This window comes from Brucella pseudogrignonensis, assembly GCF_002252525.1.
Taxonomy (GTDB): domain Bacteria; phylum Pseudomonadota; class Alphaproteobacteria; order Rhizobiales; family Rhizobiaceae; genus Brucella; species Brucella pseudogrignonensis.
In genome coordinates, this window is sequence record NZ_NNRM01000041.1 from 120,167 (window position 1) to 138,356 (window position 18,190).

The following is an 18,190-nucleotide window of genomic DNA, read 5'->3' on the forward strand; positions in this document are numbered from 1 at the left end:
ACATGATCATTGAACTTGACGATATTCGCAGACGCTTTGCGCGCTTTCTGGTTGTTCTGTTCTGGCTGCATGTGCCACTTTTCGCGGCCATCGCCTATGGGACTGGCGCCTCGGTGATTGGGGGAGCGCTGGCGGGCGCATTCCTCGCAGTGAGTTACAACCTGATGTGGTGGCGTGCAGACATCGCACCCGCCACTCGCTTCCTTTCTGCCGTCGCCCTCGTCGCGGAACCTGCCATCCTTCTCTATCTGCTCCGCGGCCATATCTGGCAGATGGACATGCATATGTATTTCTTTGCAATGCTGGCTCTGACCATCGGCTGGTGCGACAGCAGAGCAACCATCATCGCAGCCGTTGCAGTAGCACTTCACCATCTGACGCTTGACTATGTACTGCCTTCACTCGTTTTCCCGACAGGAAGCGATATTCGTCGCGTGATGATCCACGCTGTAATAGTAGCTCTTGAAGCCGCTGTTCTCGTGTGGTTCTCAGACATGCTCGTCGCCTGCGTCAACAGCATCAGCAAGATGCGCGACGAAATCATGGCCAAGAATGCCGAGATCGAAACACGCTCAGCGCAGGTCGAGCAGGCCTATAAGGCCAAGGGCATGTTTCTTGCGAATATGAGCCACGAAATCCGCACGCCGCTCAATGCGATTCTGGGTTTCTGTCATCTGATGCTTCGCACCGACATGACCGAGCGCCAGCGCGATTACCTAACCAAAATCAACGGGGCCAGCGGTTCGCTGCTTCGCCTGATCAATGACATTCTTGATTTCTCCAAAAATGATGCTGGCAAGCTGACCCTGGAAAACCGCCCTTTCGAGTTACGCGCACTCTTTGATCGCAAGCTGCAAATCACCAGCGCTGACGCCCGCGCCAAAAACGTCACGATGAATCTGCATATTGATCAAGGCGTGCCAGAGCGGCTTGTCGGCGATGAAATGCGTCTGGGCCAAGTCTTGCTCAACCTCATGAGTAATGCCATCAAGTTTAGCGAAAATGGGTCGGTTACACTCCGTATCGGCGGTAAACCGACGGAGAATGGCGATTACCGGTTGCAGATAGCCGTTGCCGATACCGGTATTGGCATGACAGCGGATCAGCAATCCAAGCTCTTCAGCTCCTTCTCGCAGGCCGACAGTTCGACTACCCGGCGCTTTGGCGGAACAGGCCTTGGACTGGTTATTAGTAAACAGATTGCCGAACAGATGGGCGGCGACATCACAGTATTGAGCACGCCGGGCAAAGGCAGTGTCTTCACCGTGACAACGACGCTCGGCAATGTGGACCGCGCGCATTCGATCATCGAACGCCCGCAGGCACATATTCAGAAACTGCGTGTTCTTGTGGCCGACGATAATCCTGCCTCCCGCGAAATTCTGCAGAGCATTTTCGCTGACTGGTCGATGACAGCAGACCTTGTAGCGTCGGGTAATGAAGTTATCGGTGCTTTGGAAACCGCTTTCCAGCGCGGAAATCCTTATGATGTACTGCTACTGGACTGGAAAATGCCGGGCATGGACGGCATGGAAACCGTCAGCAGCTTGTACGCCAATGCGAAGCTTACAAAGCTACCGGAAATTGTACTTATCACAGCCTATGGCAGCGATGAATTCAAGGCTAAGGCTACACGCGCTGGTATCGCAGCCTATCTGCCGAAACCGATTGAATCGCAACAGGTTCTGCAAACATTGAATGCGCTCTTCCCATTATCCAGAGATGAGAGCGAAGCAGCAAGGGATTCTGAACTTATTGCAGAACCACTGCGCGGCGCTCATGTGCTGCTCGTGGAAGACAATGCGATCAATCGAGAGATTGCTTATCAGCTCCTCAGTGATGCGGGTCTCGATGTTGATATTGCTGAAAATGGACGCATTGCCTGTGAAAGTGTTGCGCGATCTGGTGCCCTCTATTCCGCGATACTCATGGACGTACAGATGCCGGAGATGGACGGTCTTGAAGCAACCCGCCATATTCGTCGCGACTGGACGGCAGAAGCGTTACCGATTATTGCACTGACCGCTCACGCCTATGAGGAAGAGCGTCGTAGATGTGCCGAAGCGGGCATGAATGATCACGTTGCAAAGCCAATTGATCCAAGTGTTCTGATCGGCACCTTAGAGCGCTGGATGAAGCCGCGGCAGGCTAACACGACATCGGAACAACCAGCGGAAAAGAAAGCTGAAGGCATTTCAACCGACTTGCCGGAACGTCTCCCACCTTTCGATCTCAAGCGCGCGCTCGTGCGTGTGAATGGAAAGCAGGCTCTTCTCCGTCGTCTCATCATCGGTTTCCATGACGACTTTGCAAATGTTATCGAGACGATAATGGATCAGATTGCCAAGGGCGATCTGACAGGCGCTCGGCGTCTTGCCCATACGCTGAAAGGCGTTGCAGCATCGCTGGAGCTTCCTGAAGTATCGCGCATTTCAGCAGAAGTCGAATTGGCGATTGCCAATGAACAGCTGGTGGGACTGGAGCCGACGCTTTCGGCGCTTAACTCGGCCATGAAGCCCGCTTTGAAGGCTGCAGCCAGCCTGAAGGAGCAGAAGGCCGCGCTCGTTCAGCATTCAGACGTGAACGCGCAGGCGGCCGATATTGCGGCCGCAGTCGCGGCACTACGGGACCACCTGACACGTCGTAGTATGCGTGCTCGCAGCAGTTTCGACGCCTTGTTGCAGCTGCTCGGCATCGTCGCAGACGAAGGACCAAGAGGCGAGGCATTGCGCGATGCGAAAACTGCGTTGGACAAGCTCGATTATGAGACGGCGTTACGCAACCTCAATTTAGCCTTCACTGAAGAAACTTCATCTATAGACGGATGAGTGATGCCGCTGGCTCAACCAGCAGCAGATTTAGAACCAGAAGCAAACTCCGGTTTGCCGTGCGCTAAAGACTCCTGGAGTAGAATTAATGCCTAATCGTGCAACCGTACTGATCGTTGATGATGAAGTATCGAACATCGAGATCATGAATGCGGTGCTGGAAGATCACTACGAAATCTGCTTCGCCACGTCAGGTGAGCAGGCGCTCGAAGTAGCACGCACGGTGCTGCCGGACATCATCTTGCTGGATGTCATGATGCCGGGCGTCGATGGTTATGAGGTCTGCGTGCGCCTGAAGAATGATCGTCTGCTAGCGGACGTGCCTGTTATTTTCACAACCGGCCTCGATGATCAGGAAGCAGAAGTTCGGGGCCTTTCGCTGGGTGCTATCGATTATGTGACAAAGCCGATCAATCCAGTGGTTCTGCGTGCGCGCGTTTCCAACCATATTGAGCTGAAGCGTTTGCGCGACCAACTCGCACAGATGGCTGTCACTGATGCTCTGACCGGGCTTAGCAACCGCCGTCAGCTTGAAGTAATCCTGACCGCCGAAATTTCGCGGCTTGCGCCTGCAGGTGCCTGGCTTTCGGTGATTATGCTGGACATCGATTTCTTCAAACTCTTTAACGATACTTACGGCCATCCCGAAGGCGACCGCTGTATAGCTATGGTTGCGGCAGCTCTTACCCGTGCAGTGCACAAGGTTTCGGGGATGACTGCACGTTACGGTGGGGAAGAGTTTGCTTGCGTGCTCCCAGGTGCTGATCCTGAAATGGCCTTGGCAACAGCACACGAAATCCAGTTCCAAATCCAGTCACTCAACATTCCGCATCCTGGCTCAGCTGTCAGCACAAAGGTCACAGTCAGCATGGGTGTTGCGTCAGCTCGCACACACCCCGATATGGGTGGCGCGCTCTGGCTGCAACATGCTGATCATCAGCTCTATACGAGCAAGAAGAGCGGTAGAAACCAGATTGCCAAAACTGAATTTTCGGCGGCTTAGAGTGCATCCCGAAAAGTGTGAAACGGTTTTCGGATAAAGATGCGCGTCCTAGTGTAAATCGAGATGTGCTTTGAGCGGCATGTCATCGTGGATGGATACAGTCTGCCGCTCAATCATACGGTGCACTAACGGGGGCGTTGCCCCTTTATGCAGCGCCAGAAGCCTTTCTGACACTTCGGCATCTGACTGCGTGCGGCGCTGATTGTGGCGCACATATTCCACCCATGTCGGAACGTGATAACTCTCCGTCCAGGTTTCAGGGTTTTCGAGATCGCGCAGCAAAGCCCATTGTCGCGCGCCGTCGCGAATGCGAATGCGTCGTCTCAATGCCATTGCAGCCAAAAATGCCGGAACGTCTTCCTGAGCGATCTTATAGTCGACCATGATCATTATCGGGCCGCTGCGTGATCGAAGATCAAGCCGCAGCTTGGGTTCACTGAAGCGATTAAGCGGATCGAGATTGAGCGATTCAAATTCCGGCTGTGGTAATAAAAACCCGACGAGCGCTCCGAACAGCAAAACTCCTGCTGCAGCCATCAAGGCACCGGGCACACCAAACTCGTCAGCCACCGCACCCCAAAGCCAGCTGCCTGCTGCCATGCCACCAAACGTAGCAGTCTGATAAAGAGCCAGTGCGCGACCAACCACCCAGCGAGGGGTCGATAGCTGAACCGTCACATTGAAAAGCGAAAGAGCTAAAACCCAGGACAGACCAGCCGGAAGTAAGAATACACAGCTCATCCATATGCTGCGGCTGACCGAAAGCAAAAGACAGCTGACCGCGAAGGCAGCAAAGGCGCTGCGGACCAGCCATTCATTACCGAGCAATTCGCGCAGACGAGCACTTGAAAGCGCGCCACCAATGGCACCAATGCCGAAAAAGCCGAGCATGATGCCATAGGTAAGTGCGGTCCCCTGAACGAGATCACGCGCCACAAGCGGCAAAAGCGCAAGAATCACAATCGCAGACAAACCGAATAGAAAGCCGCGAAACATGACTTTCAAAAGATTGGGGGACATGGAGACGTAGCGCAGCCCCGCTACCATCGCCGGGCCGAGTGCTTCACGCGGCAAGGTGGATTTTGCTATCTGTGGCTGCCAGCGCCAGAGCGCGAGGATGAGCGCGCAATAGCTGAATGCATTGAAAATAAAGGCAAAAGCCGCACCGGCGACTGCAACGATCGCACCGCCAATGGCGGGTCCGATGCTGCGCATCAAATTGAAGCTCATGGAATTGAGTGCAACAGCGGCAGGCAGGTCGGCTCGCGGGACAATATCGCCCATCGAAGCTTGCCATGAAGGATTGTGCAAAGCGCCACCGCAGCCGATGAGGAAGGTAAACCCAAGCAGCATCCATGGCGTAAGGATGCCAAGATAGGCGGACACCGCAAGCACGACAGAAACCAGAAGAAGCAAAACCTGCGCGGTCAACATGATGCGACGGCGGTCGAAATTATCGGCAAGCGCGCCAGCCGCAACCGAGAAAATCATCACAGGCAGCGTTGTAGAGGCCTGAACCAGCGCGACCATATCATCGGAGCGAGCAATGGTAGCCATCATCCAGCCCGCGCCGACTGTTTGCACGAGACCGCCAAGATTTGAAAATAGTGTCGCAGACCAGAGCGCGCGAAAAGTTCCGTATTGGAACGGCGCCAGGGGGGAATTTCTTTGCGGCATTCGGACGAACCTCCATCCTCATCCGTTACTCTAGGCGATACGCGAATCGCACCCAGGTAACAAGCGCGTTCCGCCGAGCGCGACGGGACGACACACTCAAGCGATTGAAACGGCTTGAAGATAATGAATGCGGACACTCCCACTTTCTGGTGGAATAAGGTAAGCAGGCTTATTCCTTCATAAAAAACGCGTTCAAGATGACACAGCTTTCCCGCTCTTCGCTATTTGGACTTGCCTTTGTTTGCCTCTCGGTTGGCTTCACCGGCACTTCGCTTGCGCAAAGCAAACTGCTGCAACTCACACCCGATACGGATGTCGAAGCGCATGTCGCAAAGACAGATAGAGGCTATGTGATCGTGCAACCTGATGGTTCAGAGCTTGTGATGATCGATGCCGAGTGGGCTAAAAATTTTGAAGGTGAACCCAGCTTCACTGTCGCTGACTATAATTTTGACGGCTTTCCCGATGTCGCAATTGGCGCAACAACCAGCGACAGTACGGATACTGGCTTCGGCATCTTTCTCTATGACGCTGACAGAAAATCCTACGCATCGCTTGATCTCCCGGAAGACTTCAACGATCGACTCAACTGCAGTGGATTGTGGAATGTCGAGCTGATTGAAAGCCAGAATGCCATCAAAAGCAGCTGCTATTTTGAGGGCGACGACGATAGGCGTGTCGATATCGTTCAGATTGATCCGGATGGTTCGCCTCATTTGCTGGAACAATCGCGCGCGAAAGAAGAAGCTTGGCACTGGCCTTATATCGATAAACCAGCCCGCATGATAACCTATGATCGGGAAGGCAACGTCACGCTGGAAACAATCGCTGCCCAGGATGACACCGAGAATAGCTGGACTGTTCCGGTCACCAAGCTGGAAATATATAGCAAACCCGATCCACAGACCCGCACGCCTGCTTATCTTCTGGAAGGCGAAACCGTCCGCATTTTGGCATTCAGTGGCGATTTCATGAAATTTGCTCGTGATGGCAGCGCCGGCATGTCTCAAGGCTGGATCTCGCTCACGCAAGCCTATGATCTTGTTGCCCGATACGATACCGACGGCACCAAGCCACAAATGGCCTCTCTTGCCCTTTCCGACTATAAAGACACTGCGGAAAACCCTGACTACTATCGCAACCTATTCACGCTGACCGTGAAAAACACCGGCGATACGGATATGGAACTCACCAACGCAGAACTGTTTCTTGTGTTCAATGGCGACAATGGCACACGCGTCGCGCACAAACTCTATGACATTTCAGGCCCAACGCTTAAGCCTGGCGAAAGCCATATGATCGACGATAATCCGATTGAGCAACGAGACGGAAAATATGTGATTTACCATAGTGAAGACGGTCAGGATTCCTATCCGCTGTTTTTCCCGGCAGATCTGCCCGATGGCAAATACCGAGTCATCCCAATCATAACAGATCCGGCCCTCAGCGGTTTTATCTATGGTGAGAACGAAATCGAACTTGAATATCCGCCGAAGCTCGATGCAAGTCTGATCAAGAATTAAGCGACCTGCCCAGCACTCCAGCCGGACGACCATGCCCATTGGAAATTGTAGCCGCCAAGCCAGCCGGTGACATCGACCACTTCGCCTATGAAATAGAGGCCGGGAACGTTCTTTGCTTCCATCGTCTTGGAATCGAGATCACGCGTATCAACGCCGCCCAACGTGACCTCAGCCGTGCGGTAGCCTTCTGATCCAGCCGGTTTCACACGCCAGTCATTGACCGCAGCAGCGGCGCGGCGCAACGCGGCATCTGACAGGTCAGCGAGATTGCTCGCTGGAAAATCGGCGGCAATAAGCTGGGCCAACTTTTTGGGTATGAAATAGGAAAGTGCGGTTTGTAGAGCCTGCTTACCATTTTTGGACCGCTGTTCGCGCAGCGCTTCAAACAGATCGGTCTGCGGCAGCATGGAAATGACGATTTCATCCCCTTCCCGCCAGTAAGAGGAGATCTGCAGAATAGACGGGCCACTGATGCCGCGATGTGTGAACAGCATTGCCTCTGCAAAATTTGTCTTTTTGCATGAAACAACTGCATCAACGGCAACACCCGCAAGCGGCTTTAGCCGTTCGAGGAGATGCGGCTCAAATGTCAGAGGCACCAGACCGGGACGTGTCTCGACCATACGAAGACCAAAGCGCGTGGCAATCTCATAGCCAAAGCCGGTCGCCCCCATCTTTGGGATCGACTTGCCACCGCTAGCAATGACCAGCGATTTCGCTGAAACTGTGCCGCCCGAATGGCGAATAACAAAACCGCGCTCGGTCTTCTCGACATTCTCAACTGCTGTTTCCAGCTGCAAACGCGCACCGTAGCGATGCATCTCATCAAGCAACATATCAATAATCTGTGTTGCCGAACCATCGCAGAAAAGCTGCCCAAGCGTCTTTTCGTGATAGGCAATCCGATAGCGCTCAACGAGTTTGATGAAGTCGCGCTGGGTATAGCGGCTCAGTGCGGAAATACAGAAGTGTTTGTTCTGCGATAGAAAATTCTTTGGGCTTGCATGGATATTGGTGAAGTTGCAGCGACCCCCACCCGAAATACGGATTTTATCACCCGGCTTTTTCGCGTGATCCAGCACCAGCACTGAACGCCCGCGCTTCGCGGCTTCAATCGCGCACATCATGCCAGCAGCGCCAGCGCCTATTACCAAAACATCGACGCTCTGCAACATTCAACTCCGGGTCAATTCTTCGCGGCACCATATTGTTGTATATCGCAAGCGCAAGACGTGTTTTGGAGTTTTTAAACGTCTGGGAGTTAGAAAGAGTATAAAGTTGGACCATTTTCAAGGAAGCGGGGGCAGAATTTGAAAGCTTCGGTCTCTTCAATACCGGATAACCAATCTGGAAGATCCCGTTTTATAAGCGGCCCGATCTTCTGGATGGTGCTCATTCTTGCCTTGCTTGTCGTCCTTTTGGTCCTGCCGCTAGTTGTGCCAATCGGCCCAATGTATTGGGACACCTATATCTATCTCGATGCAGCGCAGCGGATAGACACCGGACAAATACCGTCGGTTGATTTCTTCACCCCTGCAGGGCCACTCGGGTACTATCTGTTCGCCTGGGGACTGAACGTGTTTTCCTACGCGCAGCCAATGCTGCTCGCGCAATGGTCGACACTCATAGTCGCAGCACCATTAATGGCTGTCGTTCTTGCCGATGTTGACCGTCAAAGCCGATCCACCGCTTTCGCATTGCTGATCCCGTTTCTGATTTTCGCCATCTCTCCGGCAAACGCTCAGTTTGAAACATCTTTTCCCGGTCTCGACGGTTTCGGCATTTATAATCGACAAGTGTGTCTGCTGCTTTATGTGCTGGTCGCCGGGCTTATTTTCATCCCCAACGGCAGAAAGCTTGCACTGTTATGTGCCGCGACGATGCTTTGTCTTTTCCTGACAAAGATCACTGGTTTTCTCGTTGGAGGGCTCTTCGGATTTACAGCTCTGCTTGCCGGGCGGATCTCAGTAATTAATGCTCTGATCGCCATTGTTGCAGCCCTCGTGGTGCTCGCCGGACTGGAACTCAATGGCCATATGATATCCGCCTATCTCGCAGATATCGGCCAATTGCTTGTGCTAAACGAAGCAGCGTTGCTGCCACGCTTTCTCACAGTCATATCCGGCAAGCTTGATGTTATTCTGCCAGCAGGCGTTCTGGTTCTTGTGCTGTTCTTGCTCGAAACACGCCACAACATTACGCAAACCCGCTTGTTTGATCGCGGCTCAGTTTGGCTCGCAATCACAATTACCGGCGGGGTTTTTGTCGAAACACAAAACACGGGCAGTCAGGAATTCATTTTTCTGTGGCCAGTTCTGCTGATGATCTGGCAACGCATCAAGCCGTTGAGCGACAATAAAATCAAGATGACTGTGCTGATCCTTACAGCCTTCATCGCGGTCCCCACGGTAAGCAAGGTTGGGCATAAGGTGTTGCGCGCAATTGCTGTCGCTCCAACCTATGTTCAGCCGCCCGTTACCGAGCTGAAAAACATGGCTCAGGTTTCAACCAGAGCCGATATGATGGAGCGGGCGAAACTCCTGCCGCAGCATTATGCGGATTATTCTGCACCTTATGAGGCACTGGCACAGCAAGGACAACTGCCAAGCTGGCGGCTTTATTCCGAGCTCGACTATCAGATTTACTGGCTTATCTCGGTTGATGAAGCGGTCAAGGCGCTCAAAAAATTCGAGAAAGAAAACAGCATCCAGTTAAAAGCGCTGATGACACTCGACTTCACCGATCCGTTTCCGTGGCTCCTCAACCGAGAAGCCACCCGGAAAATCCAGATCGGTGCCGACCCTTTCCGCACTGTCGGGGCAATGACACCGGAGACAAAGGTCGCAGTTGAAGCAACGGATGGCATCTTGCAGCCTAAGTGCCCAATGACAACATCCCGTCTAGCCTTGCAGAAAATCTATGCCGATGCACTCAAAGATCGCGATGTGGTTGCGCTCGACCCTTGCTGGGATTTACTGCTACGCCCCGGCATTCTTAAATAATAAAATAGCCGGGATTTACCCGGCTTTTTTCTTTACTTGATCTGCGCTTTTACGAAGTCCTTGACGATGCCAACAATGCCGCGTCCAAGAATTTCATCAAGCGCTGTGATGAACTCATCCACATGCGCGCGTCCACAAATCAGTGGTGGCTCAAGGCGGATCACGTTGCGATTATACTCGGTGAAAGCCACCAGTACGCCGTGATCACGCAGCAGATGACTGCCGATAAAGCCCGGCAACGAGCCTTTCAGCTTGTCATCAAGCATAGCCAGCACAGGGCGAAGTACCATTGGCATTGCGTTGGAGAAGTCATGGAACTCCAGCCCAACCATCATGCCCTTGCCGCGCACTTCCTTGATGAGTTTAGGATAACGTGTGTGCAGCTCATTCAGACGCTCCAGCAGATAATCGCCGGTTTCCGCCGAGTTATCGATGAGATGCTCGTCGTAAAGCACGTTGATCGTCTCGATCGAGGTGATGCAGGCTTCACCAATGCCGCCGAAAGTCGCCATTGCATGGATCATCGCCGTCTTCGGCGTACCATAGGCTTTCATATAGACGTCGCGCTTGGCAATCATCGCGGCCATAGCCGTCTTGCCGCCACCGAGCGACTTGGCAAGGGCAGTAACATCCGGAATGACGCCGTAATGCTCAAAGGCATAGAACTTTCCGGTACGGCCAAAGCCGCACTGCACTTCGTCAGCGACCCAAATCACACCATACTGATCACAGAGCTGGCGCAGCTTTTGCCAGAATGCGGTATCGGCCTGAATGATGCCGCCGCCGCCCTGAACGGTTTCAAGCACGATGACGCCAATTTCAGGGTCCGAGCGGAACGCATTTTCGATTGACTCAATATCGCCGAACGGTACGCGCACCGTATTGTCGACCAGCTTGAACTCACCACGATAAAGCCCGCCATCGGTGATCGACAGCACACCCTTGGTTTTGCCGTGGAAAGAATTTTCGGCATAGACGATCTTCGGCTTCTTCGGCCCTGCAGCACGTTCTGCGACCTTGATCGCAGCTTCCATAGCTTCCGAGCCGGACGAGCCCAAGAACACCATATCAAGATCGCCCGGCGAGCAGGCTGCAATGTCATAGGCAAGGGCCGCCGCATATTGCGACATGAAAGCGATGGCGATTTCGTGCCGCATTTCTTCCTGAAACTTGCGGCGGGCTTCCAGAATACGCGGATGATTGTGCCCCAGTGCCAGAGACCCGAAGCCACCGAAGAAATCGAGAATCTTGCGACCATTCTGATCGTAATAATACATGCCTTCGGCACGCTCGATTTTAACCTTGTGAAAGCCAAGCAGCTTCATGAAATGAAGCTGTCCCGGATTAAGGTGTCCAGTGAAAAGCTCCGTCATGCGTGGCAGGTCAAGCGCCTTGGCGTCTTCAACCGTCAGAAGCTTCGGCTTAGGCGTGGTATTCGTTATAACTTTATTGGTCATGGCCTGTCCTCACGCTGCCTTCGATGCAAGCTTTTTGTGATATTCGCTATAGGCTGCAATCAGCATGTCTTCATCGCGATATTGCGGCACCCAGCCCAGTTCCCGCTCGCCTTTCGACACATCGAGAACGCACATTTCGTCAGCAATCAGATATTGCTCCGGGTCCATCAAAGGCTTGTTGAGCCAGTCGAGGAAATCCAGCGTGCGCTTGACCGCCCAGGCTGGTGTCGGCACCAGAATGGATTTCGAGCCTGCGTGCTTGACCAGATCGCCGAGCAATTTGCGCACCGGCGGCGGATTGAGCGAGCCTAGATTATAAACCTCGTTCGGCACGCCTGCCTTGAAAGCGGCATAGCAAGCAGACGCACAGTCGAACACGGAAATGAACTGATAAGGATTTTTGCCAGAGCCGATCATCGGCACCGGCAGGTTGTTATCGATCAGCTTGAACAGCTTTTCCAGAATGCCAAGGCGTCCGGGTCCGATAATCAGGCGCGGACGGAACAGCGAAATGTTCATCCCTTTCTTGCGCCATTCTGCTGCCAATTCCTCGGTCTTTAGCTTCGACAGGCCATATTCGCCCAGCGGATTGCATGGGTGGTCTTCCTTCTGCGGCCAGACATAGGTGTGGCCATAAACCATGTCGGTGGTGAAATGCACGAGACGCTTTGCACCAGCCTCGTCCATCGCCTTGATAATGTTTTCCGTACCGTAATAGTTGACCGGAAAGAAGAAATCGTGACGCTTGGCCCGCACTTGAAGCGGAGAAAGCATTTTGGCCGAGAGATTATAGACCATATCGTCGGCGCGAAGCCCAAGCTTGCGGATTGCTTCCGGGTCGGTCACATCCGTATGCACGAAAGTCGCTTGCGCATAATGCGCGAGATCGCTTTTCACGATGTCTGCGACGATCACTTCATGCCCGTCAGCGAGAAGCATGGGAGCCAGATAACGCCCCACAAAGCCATCGCCACCGAAAATAATATGTCTCATAATCCTGCCCCAACCTTAAATTTATGATGCTGAACGGTCTTGAACCGCCACGTTCTGTTCGGCATCCGGCGTCTTGCCGCTCTGCGCGATCAGCACTGTTCCAATGCAAATGAAGGCGATGCCCGCAATCTTATAGGCGCCCAGTTCTTCCTTGAACAAAAGCCACGCAAAGACTGCGACGGCGACATAGGCAAGGCTCAGAAAAGGATAAGCAAAAGACAAATCGACTTTTGAGAGCACATACATGTGTGATGCCATGGAAATCACGAACATGGTCAAACCAGCGAAAACCCACGGATTAAAGACAATCTGAAAGATCCGGTAAATCAACGTATCCGCTGTATAGCTGGCATTACTGAACGTCATCATGCCATATTTGAGCAGCAGCTGTGCTGCTGCATTGGTCATGACCGTGAAGAGAATGAATGGGATATATTTCATCGTCTGTCCCGTGGTTTAATTTTTTAATGCGGTACGCCGCCAGAAATCGGAGCAGAACCGCGCATCGCGCATGTCTTCAAGCTGCTGCCACTCTGGAAAGCCTGCCTTGAATGTTTCAGCACTCATGCGCTGATCCTTGTATGGATTAACGCGCCCGCCTGCCTCAACGGTCATTTTGTCAAGCTGGTCCAGTAGATCAAGCGTCTTGCGCCCGCGATTGGGAAAATCCATCGTAAGCGTATAACCGGGCTTTGGAAATGACAGCAGCCCCGGAGAATGCAGATCGCCGAAGCGCTTGAGAACTGTCAGGAAAGAGGACTGTCCGGCATCACGACTTGCTGCCAGCATTGCCGGGATTGTCTTCTCAGCCGCCTCAAAAGGTATGACGCTCTGATGCTGATATAGCCCGGCTGGGCCGTAAAAGCGGTTCCAATTGCGCAAACCATCCAGCGGATAGAAGAAGCCCGCAAAGCCTGTCAGATGCGGCTCCTGCTTGCGGCGTTTTGCATGAAAATAGAGTTCGTTGAATGCCGTCAGGCTCAGCTTATTGAGCATCGAAAATGGCAGATCGAACGGGACACCGAGCCGCGCTTCACCACTGTTCACGCTACGGTTGCCATTAATCGCGTGATGCCCGGTCATCAAGACACCGCGCCCTTCCGAGCGACCAGTTGCCAGTTGATCCACCCAGGCCACTGCATATTCATTGTCGCGGTCGGCTTCTTCCGCAATCGCGAAATACTCAGACAGGCTTTTAAACGGCGTGATGCGTTCTTCTACATCCAGCGACCCAACCGGCATCAGACGGATACGAGCATTGAGGATAAGCCCTGTCAGACCCATACCACCAATCGTTGCCGCGAAGAGCTCGGCGTTTTCAGCGCTTGAGCAAATGTAATGCACACCATCAGAACGAAGTAGCTCCAGGCTCTCAACGTGGCTTCCAAATGTTCCGCGCAAGTGGTGGTTTTTGCCGTGCACGTCATTGGCGATTGCGCCGCCAAGCGTCACAAAACGCGTACCGGGCGTTACCGGCAGAAAATAGCCGTATTTGGCAACGGTCTGGATAATGTCACTTAACAGCACGCCGGATTCTGCCTCCAGAATTCCGGTATGCGGGTCAAAACTGACAATGCGATTGTGCGTGCGCATCGGCACAAGCAAACCCGCGCCATTATGGCAGCTGTCGCCATAAGACCGTCCATTGCCAAAAGCGAGCAGACTTTCTGGACCTTCCAGTTTGGAGAACACATCGTCAAACGCAATCGCGTTGCGCTTGTCGCGATAGATGCGTCCAAAGCTGTCGAAAGACTGTTCCATTACCGCATCCCGGCTACAAACAGCAGGACTGCGCCAATGGCGATCACTACCTGACTGCGCCAGTCATTGGCGAGAAATACAACAGGATCGTCGTCCATTTCCTTGCGATGCGCCAAAATCCACACGCGGATGATGATATAGAGCACGATCGGAACAAGCGGCCAGATAAGCCATGGATAAGTGTATAGCTGCTGGACTGCGGAACTGTTGATATAAAGCGCCAAAACCACGACGGCCGTAAAGCCGGAGGCCACGCCACTTTGCCCGACAATATCAATATCCTCAGGGCGATAACCGCGGCCAGCAATGCGGTCTTTTTCCGTCGCCGTTGAGTTTTGTAGCTCGACATAGCGTTTGACCAGCGCAAGTGAAAGAAAGAAGAACATGGCGAATGCCATCAGCCAAAATGACTGAGGAATATCTGTCGCCGTTGTCCCCCCCAATAGTCGCAGCGTATAAAGCGCAGCAAGGCAGATTACATCGACCAGCAACATCCGCTTGAGCGCTAATGAGTAAGCAGTCGTTGCGATCAGGTAAAGGCCTATGACCAGTGCAAACTCAGGCGGCAAGAAAAAGCATGTCGCAGCTGCTATCAACAGCAGCAAAGCCGAAACCTTAAGCCCAAACGGGATACTGAGCGTCCCGCTAGCAAAGGGGCGTAATTTCTTACGAGCGTGCTGACGGTCTAGCGGCAGATCAATGATATCATTGAGAATATAGATCGCAGAGGCCGCAGCGGAAAATGCGGTGAAAGCCAGAATCGACGACAGCAATACATCTGGGTAAAAGATTGTATGGGCAAGGATTGCGGGCACAAACACCAGCAGGTTCTTTAGCCACTGATGAACACGCAACATTTTCAGATAGGGTTTGATACCCCTGGAATTATTTTCAAACAGCCGGCTGCCATTGGCTTTCTGAAAGCGCGAGGCTGCGCGGTCGGGAGCCACGACAACCGCCTCACGCGCTGCCGCAAAGACTGCGAGATCCGCGCGGTCGTTGCCGGCGTAGTCAAAGCCTTTCGGACCATAGTTCTCGTTCAGCGCCTTTGCCTTACGATGCGATGACAGGTTGGTCTTCCCGCTCGTCGCAAGCACTGCTTCGAAAATGCCGAGTTCCACCGCCACCGCTTGGGCAAGAGGTTCTGCTGCAGCTGTCGCCAGAACGAGCCTGCGGCCACGCATATGCTCCTGACGTAGATAATCCAGAAAATCCTGACGATAAGGCAGTAACCCCGCATCCATGGAAATGCGGCTCGCAATCTGCTGCTTCAAGTTGGCCTTGCCAGACAGCAACCAGATTGGAAACAAAAACAGAAACAAAGGGTTCCGCTTCAAAAGAATGAAAGCGCTTTCCCATAGAAGATCTGTCGCGACCAGTGTTCCGTCGAGGTCTACGGCCAAAGGCACTTCCTGGCTTTTTAGCCGCTCATCCATTTTTAGTCATTATCCTCAAACCCGCCCCGGCAACTCTCGTCAGCCAAGCCCCCTTGGCAACGAATAAAACGAGAGCACAAATGAACAATGATTAGTCTTCGCTACAATCGATAATTGTTATTCATGGGCTTGTCTCTACCAAACTGCCCTTTAAGCAATCGCTACGAGTTTTGGTTAATAAACACGTCATCCTACATAATTGCTGGTCTAACTTGTCATCGCGTAATATAAGGCATCGATTAATTTCCGTTATGATCTGCGCTCATTGCACGGACGCCTCAGGTTTAGAGCCGACTATGAATATTGAATCTGCCTTGAATGACGGTGCCAGTGTCTTTGAGTTGGCGCCAATTTCCCTGTGGCTTGAGGACTATAGCGGATTGCGAGCGCAGTTCGAGCAATGGCGCAAACTCGGCGTTACAGATTTCAGAGCGTTTCTTTACGAAGACACGACCCGCTTGCGCATCTGCACAAGTCTCATCCGTGTTCTAAAGGTCAATCGAAAAACCCTGTCGCTTTACGAAGCACGCGATGTCAATCACCTGATCGGAAATCTGGAGCGTGTTTTCCGTGACGATATGCTCGATCCGCATATCGAAGAAATGGTTCAGCTCTGGAATGGCGACAATGCCTTCACCAGCGATACAGTGAATTATTCACTCAGCGGTAAACGTCTCGACATCCAGCTGAAAGGCGTGGTTCTGCCGGGCCATGAGGATAGCTGGGACCGGGTACTGCTTTCGATAGAAGATGTAACGGCACGCGAAGAAGCACGACGCGAGCAATATAAACACAAGCAACACGCTGAAGGTCTGTTCGAACATTCACCCGTCTCGCTTTGGGTTGAGGATTTCAGCCGTATCAAACAGCTGATGAACGACATTCGCGAACGCGGTATTGTCGATTTCCGCGTTTTCACCGATGTCCATCCGGAGTTTGTGCGTCAATGCATGAGTGAAATCCGGGTTCTGGATATTAATAGGGAAACACTGGATCTGTTTCTCGCACCCGACAAACAAACCCTGCTCAAAAATCTGCCTAACGTCTTCAAAGACGATATGGAGACAAATTTCCGCGAGCAGCTGATCGATCTCTGGAATGGCGTATATTTTCAGCGCCGCGAAGTGGTCAACTATGCGCTTGATGGCACCGAGCGCCACCTCTTGCTGCAGTTCTCGGTGCTACCCGGCCACGAAGACGATTGGTCGCTGGTTCAGGTTGCGCTCGCCGATATTACGGCGCGCAAAAAGGCCGAAGCCTATCTCGAATATCTCGGCAAGCATGATGTGCTGACCAAGCTGCATAACCGCGCATTCTATGTTGATGAATTGAACCGACTTGAGCGCAAGGGCCATACGCCCGTTTCCATCATCATTATCGATCTCAACGGTTTGAAAGCAGCCAATGATCAGTTGGGCCATGCCAGCGGCGACGGCTTGCTTCGGCGCATCGGAGAAGTGCTTAATGAAGCTGTGAACCTGCCCGGCCATGCTGCCCGTATCGGCGGCGACGAATTCGCAGTTGTGCTGCCTTATGTGGATGAGCGCGGTGCAGATGCGGTCATGGAAGACATCCGCCGGCTGGTCGACATCAACAATCAGTATTATTCGCAGCTCAAAATTGAGCTTTCGATGGGCGCCGCTACCAGTATGCAAGGCGAAAAACTGGAAACTGTTGCGAAGCGGGCTGACCTGCTGATGTATGAAGACAAGCGCAAGCACTATTCGGCAGAAGCACTTCGGAAGTCACAGCTCTCTTAGAGCGCATCGCGCTCGAATTTTTACTTTGCGCGCATCTTTGCCCGAAAACCGTTTCACACTTTTCGAGATGCGCCCTGATCAATCGTCAAATTTGATGATTGTCTTGCCGCGCGTAAGATCGGTGGCAAGCTGCGCCAGCTCACTTTGAACTGCGAGCGGCATAGTGCCGGTGATTTCGACGCCTGTTGCCGTGAAATTTTCATGCACAATCGTCACATGCTCGGCGGCTGTAAGTCGCGCTTTCAAAAGCGCATGGTCGGAAAAATCGCAGGCAAGCGAAAAGCCGATTAACGGGATCACTTCGGTCTTTTCCGCCTGACGCAGACACATGGCAGCCGTGCCGCCATATGCACGCATCAATCCGCCACTGCCGAGCAGAATGCCTCCAAACCAGCGCGTGACCACAACCACGATATTATCGAGCTGCTGCCCGTCTATTGCCTGCAGAATGGGCTTGCCTGCCGTGCCGCTCGGTTCGCCATCGTCGCTGAAGCGATAGTTCTGTCCGATGCGCCATGCCCAGCAATTGTGATTGGCAGCGGGATCGGAGTGCTCAGCCAGAAAATCTTTTGCTGCCTGTTCATTGGCCACAGGAGCGGCCACACCCAAAAAGCGGCTCTTTTTTATCTCCTGCGTGACGGTTTCAATGCGGCTGATGGTGAACATGGCTACCCTGTAAGCAATATTCTGGGGGCCTAGCATTTTACGCTGCGGATGACGACCCCTTATGGCTCCGTTAGCATTGCGCAC

13 protein-coding genes are annotated in these 18,190 nt (G+C 53.0%); 5 read left to right on the top strand and 8 right to left on the bottom strand.

The features are described from left to right. Positions 1 to 2: 2 nt before the first annotated feature. Positions 3 to 2,828, top strand: coding sequence for a response regulator (locus tag CEV34_RS18390; protein ID WP_007877814.1), 2,826 nt, complete (start codon positions 3 to 5; stop codon positions 2,826 to 2,828). Positions 2,829 to 2,916: 88 nt separating this feature from the next. Beyond that, positions 2,917 to 3,831 (top strand): diguanylate cyclase, encoded by a 915-nt coding sequence (locus CEV34_RS18395; RefSeq protein ID WP_007877812.1) that lies wholly within the window; start codon positions 2,917 to 2,919, stop codon positions 3,829 to 3,831. A gap of 48 nt (positions 3,832 to 3,879) precedes the next feature. On the opposite strand, the gene CEV34_RS18400 is transcribed toward CEV34_RS18395, so the two are convergent. Continuing rightward, positions 3,880 to 5,508, bottom strand: a complete 1,629-nt coding sequence (locus tag CEV34_RS18400; RefSeq protein ID WP_007877810.1) for an MFS transporter — start codon at positions 5,506 to 5,508, stop codon at positions 3,880 to 3,882. A 197-nt stretch (positions 5,509 to 5,705) separates the two neighbouring features. On the opposite strand from CEV34_RS18400, the gene CEV34_RS18405 reads away from it, so the two are divergent. After that, a complete protein-coding gene (locus tag CEV34_RS18405) occupies positions 5,706 to 7,031 on the top strand; it encodes an FG-GAP repeat protein (RefSeq protein WP_007877809.1) in 1,326 nt (441 codons plus the stop codon). Here the strand turns inward: CEV34_RS18405 and CEV34_RS18410 are convergent. Further along, positions 7,028 to 8,203, bottom strand: coding sequence for a BaiN/RdsA family NAD(P)/FAD-dependent oxidoreductase (locus CEV34_RS18410; protein WP_007877807.1), 1,176 nt, complete (start codon positions 8,201 to 8,203; stop codon positions 7,028 to 7,030). The genes CEV34_RS18405 and CEV34_RS18410 overlap by 4 nt on opposite strands. A 213-nt stretch (positions 8,204 to 8,416) precedes the next feature. Between CEV34_RS18410 and CEV34_RS18415 the strand changes: the two genes are divergently transcribed. Continuing rightward, a complete protein-coding gene (locus CEV34_RS18415) occupies positions 8,417 to 10,033 on the top strand; it encodes a hypothetical protein (protein WP_007877804.1) in 1,617 nt (538 codons plus the stop codon). Between the two features lie 32 nt (positions 10,034 to 10,065). Here the strand turns inward: CEV34_RS18415 and CEV34_RS18420 are convergent, their stop codons facing one another. The 5 genes from CEV34_RS18420 to CEV34_RS18440 are packed head-to-tail and all read right to left on the bottom strand — an operon-like array spanning position 10,066 to position 15,680. Further along, complete coding sequence (locus CEV34_RS18420; protein ID WP_007877802.1) at positions 10,066 to 11,490, bottom strand: aspartate aminotransferase family protein; 1,425 nt, start codon at positions 11,488 to 11,490, stop codon at positions 10,066 to 10,068. A gap of 9 nt (positions 11,491 to 11,499) precedes the next feature. Then, complete coding sequence (locus CEV34_RS18425) at positions 11,500 to 12,483, bottom strand: NAD-dependent epimerase/dehydratase family protein (protein WP_007877800.1); 984 nt, start codon at positions 12,481 to 12,483, stop codon at positions 11,500 to 11,502. Between the two features lie 21 nt (positions 12,484 to 12,504). Continuing rightward, positions 12,505 to 12,924 (bottom strand): EamA family transporter, encoded by a 420-nt coding sequence (locus CEV34_RS18430; protein WP_007877799.1) that lies wholly within the window; start codon positions 12,922 to 12,924, stop codon positions 12,505 to 12,507. A 15-nt stretch (positions 12,925 to 12,939) separates the two neighbouring features. Further along, complete coding sequence (locus tag CEV34_RS18435; protein ID WP_007877798.1) at positions 12,940 to 14,244, bottom strand: FAD-binding oxidoreductase; 1,305 nt, start codon at positions 14,242 to 14,244, stop codon at positions 12,940 to 12,942. Continuing rightward, the gene (locus CEV34_RS18440) at positions 14,244 to 15,680 is read right to left on the bottom strand and encodes a UbiA family prenyltransferase (RefSeq protein ID WP_007877796.1); all 1,437 of its coding nucleotides are present in this window, start codon (positions 15,678 to 15,680) and stop codon (positions 14,244 to 14,246) included. The genes CEV34_RS18435 and CEV34_RS18440 overlap by 1 nt, the downstream gene beginning before the upstream one ends. 296 nt (positions 15,681 to 15,976) lie before the next feature. On the opposite strand from CEV34_RS18440, the gene CEV34_RS18445 reads away from it, so the two are divergent. Continuing rightward, positions 15,977 to 17,440: a sensor domain-containing diguanylate cyclase gene (locus CEV34_RS18445; protein WP_007877795.1), complete on the top strand. Its 1,464-nt coding sequence runs from the start codon at positions 15,977 to 15,979 to the stop codon at positions 17,438 to 17,440. Between the two features lie 78 nt (positions 17,441 to 17,518). Here CEV34_RS18445 and CEV34_RS18450 read toward each other — a convergent pair whose 3' ends face one another. Beyond that, positions 17,519 to 18,106 (bottom strand): IMPACT family protein, encoded by a 588-nt coding sequence (locus CEV34_RS18450; protein ID WP_007877794.1) that lies wholly within the window; start codon positions 18,104 to 18,106, stop codon positions 17,519 to 17,521. Positions 18,107 to 18,190 lie beyond the last annotated feature (84 nt).

Excerpts from the sequence above, each read along its gene's own strand:
- CEV34_RS18390 (WP_007877814.1), top strand. The coding sequence starts at position 3 with ATGATCATTGAACTTGACGATATTCGCAGACGCTTTGCGCGCTTTCTG.
- CEV34_RS18420 (WP_007877802.1), bottom strand. The coding sequence starts at position 11,490 with ATGACCAATAAAGTTATAACGAATACCACGCCTAAGCCGAAGCTTCTG.
- CEV34_RS18430 (WP_007877799.1), bottom strand. The coding sequence starts at position 12,924 with ATGAAATATATCCCATTCATTCTCTTCACGGTCATGACCAATGCAGCA.
- CEV34_RS18450 (WP_007877794.1), bottom strand. The coding sequence starts at position 18,106 with ATGTTCACCATCAGCCGCATTGAAACCGTCACGCAGGAGATAAAAAAG.
- CEV34_RS18405 (WP_007877809.1), top strand. The coding sequence starts at position 5,706 with ATGACACAGCTTTCCCGCTCTTCGCTATTTGGACTTGCCTTTGTTTGC.
- CEV34_RS18440 (WP_007877796.1), bottom strand. The coding sequence starts at position 15,680 with ATGGATGAGCGGCTAAAAAGCCAGGAAGTGCCTTTGGCCGTAGACCTC.
- CEV34_RS18445 (WP_007877795.1), top strand. The coding sequence starts at position 15,977 with ATGAATATTGAATCTGCCTTGAATGACGGTGCCAGTGTCTTTGAGTTG.
- CEV34_RS18415 (WP_007877804.1), top strand. The coding sequence starts at position 8,417 with ATGGTGCTCATTCTTGCCTTGCTTGTCGTCCTTTTGGTCCTGCCGCTA.
- CEV34_RS18425 (WP_007877800.1), bottom strand. The coding sequence starts at position 12,483 with ATGAGACATATTATTTTCGGTGGCGATGGCTTTGTGGGGCGTTATCTG.
- CEV34_RS18395 (WP_007877812.1), top strand. The coding sequence starts at position 2,917 with ATGCCTAATCGTGCAACCGTACTGATCGTTGATGATGAAGTATCGAAC.
- CEV34_RS18435 (WP_007877798.1), bottom strand. The coding sequence starts at position 14,244 with ATGGAACAGTCTTTCGACAGCTTTGGACGCATCTATCGCGACAAGCGC.
- CEV34_RS18400 (WP_007877810.1), bottom strand. The coding sequence starts at position 5,508 with ATGCCGCAAAGAAATTCCCCCCTGGCGCCGTTCCAATACGGAACTTTT.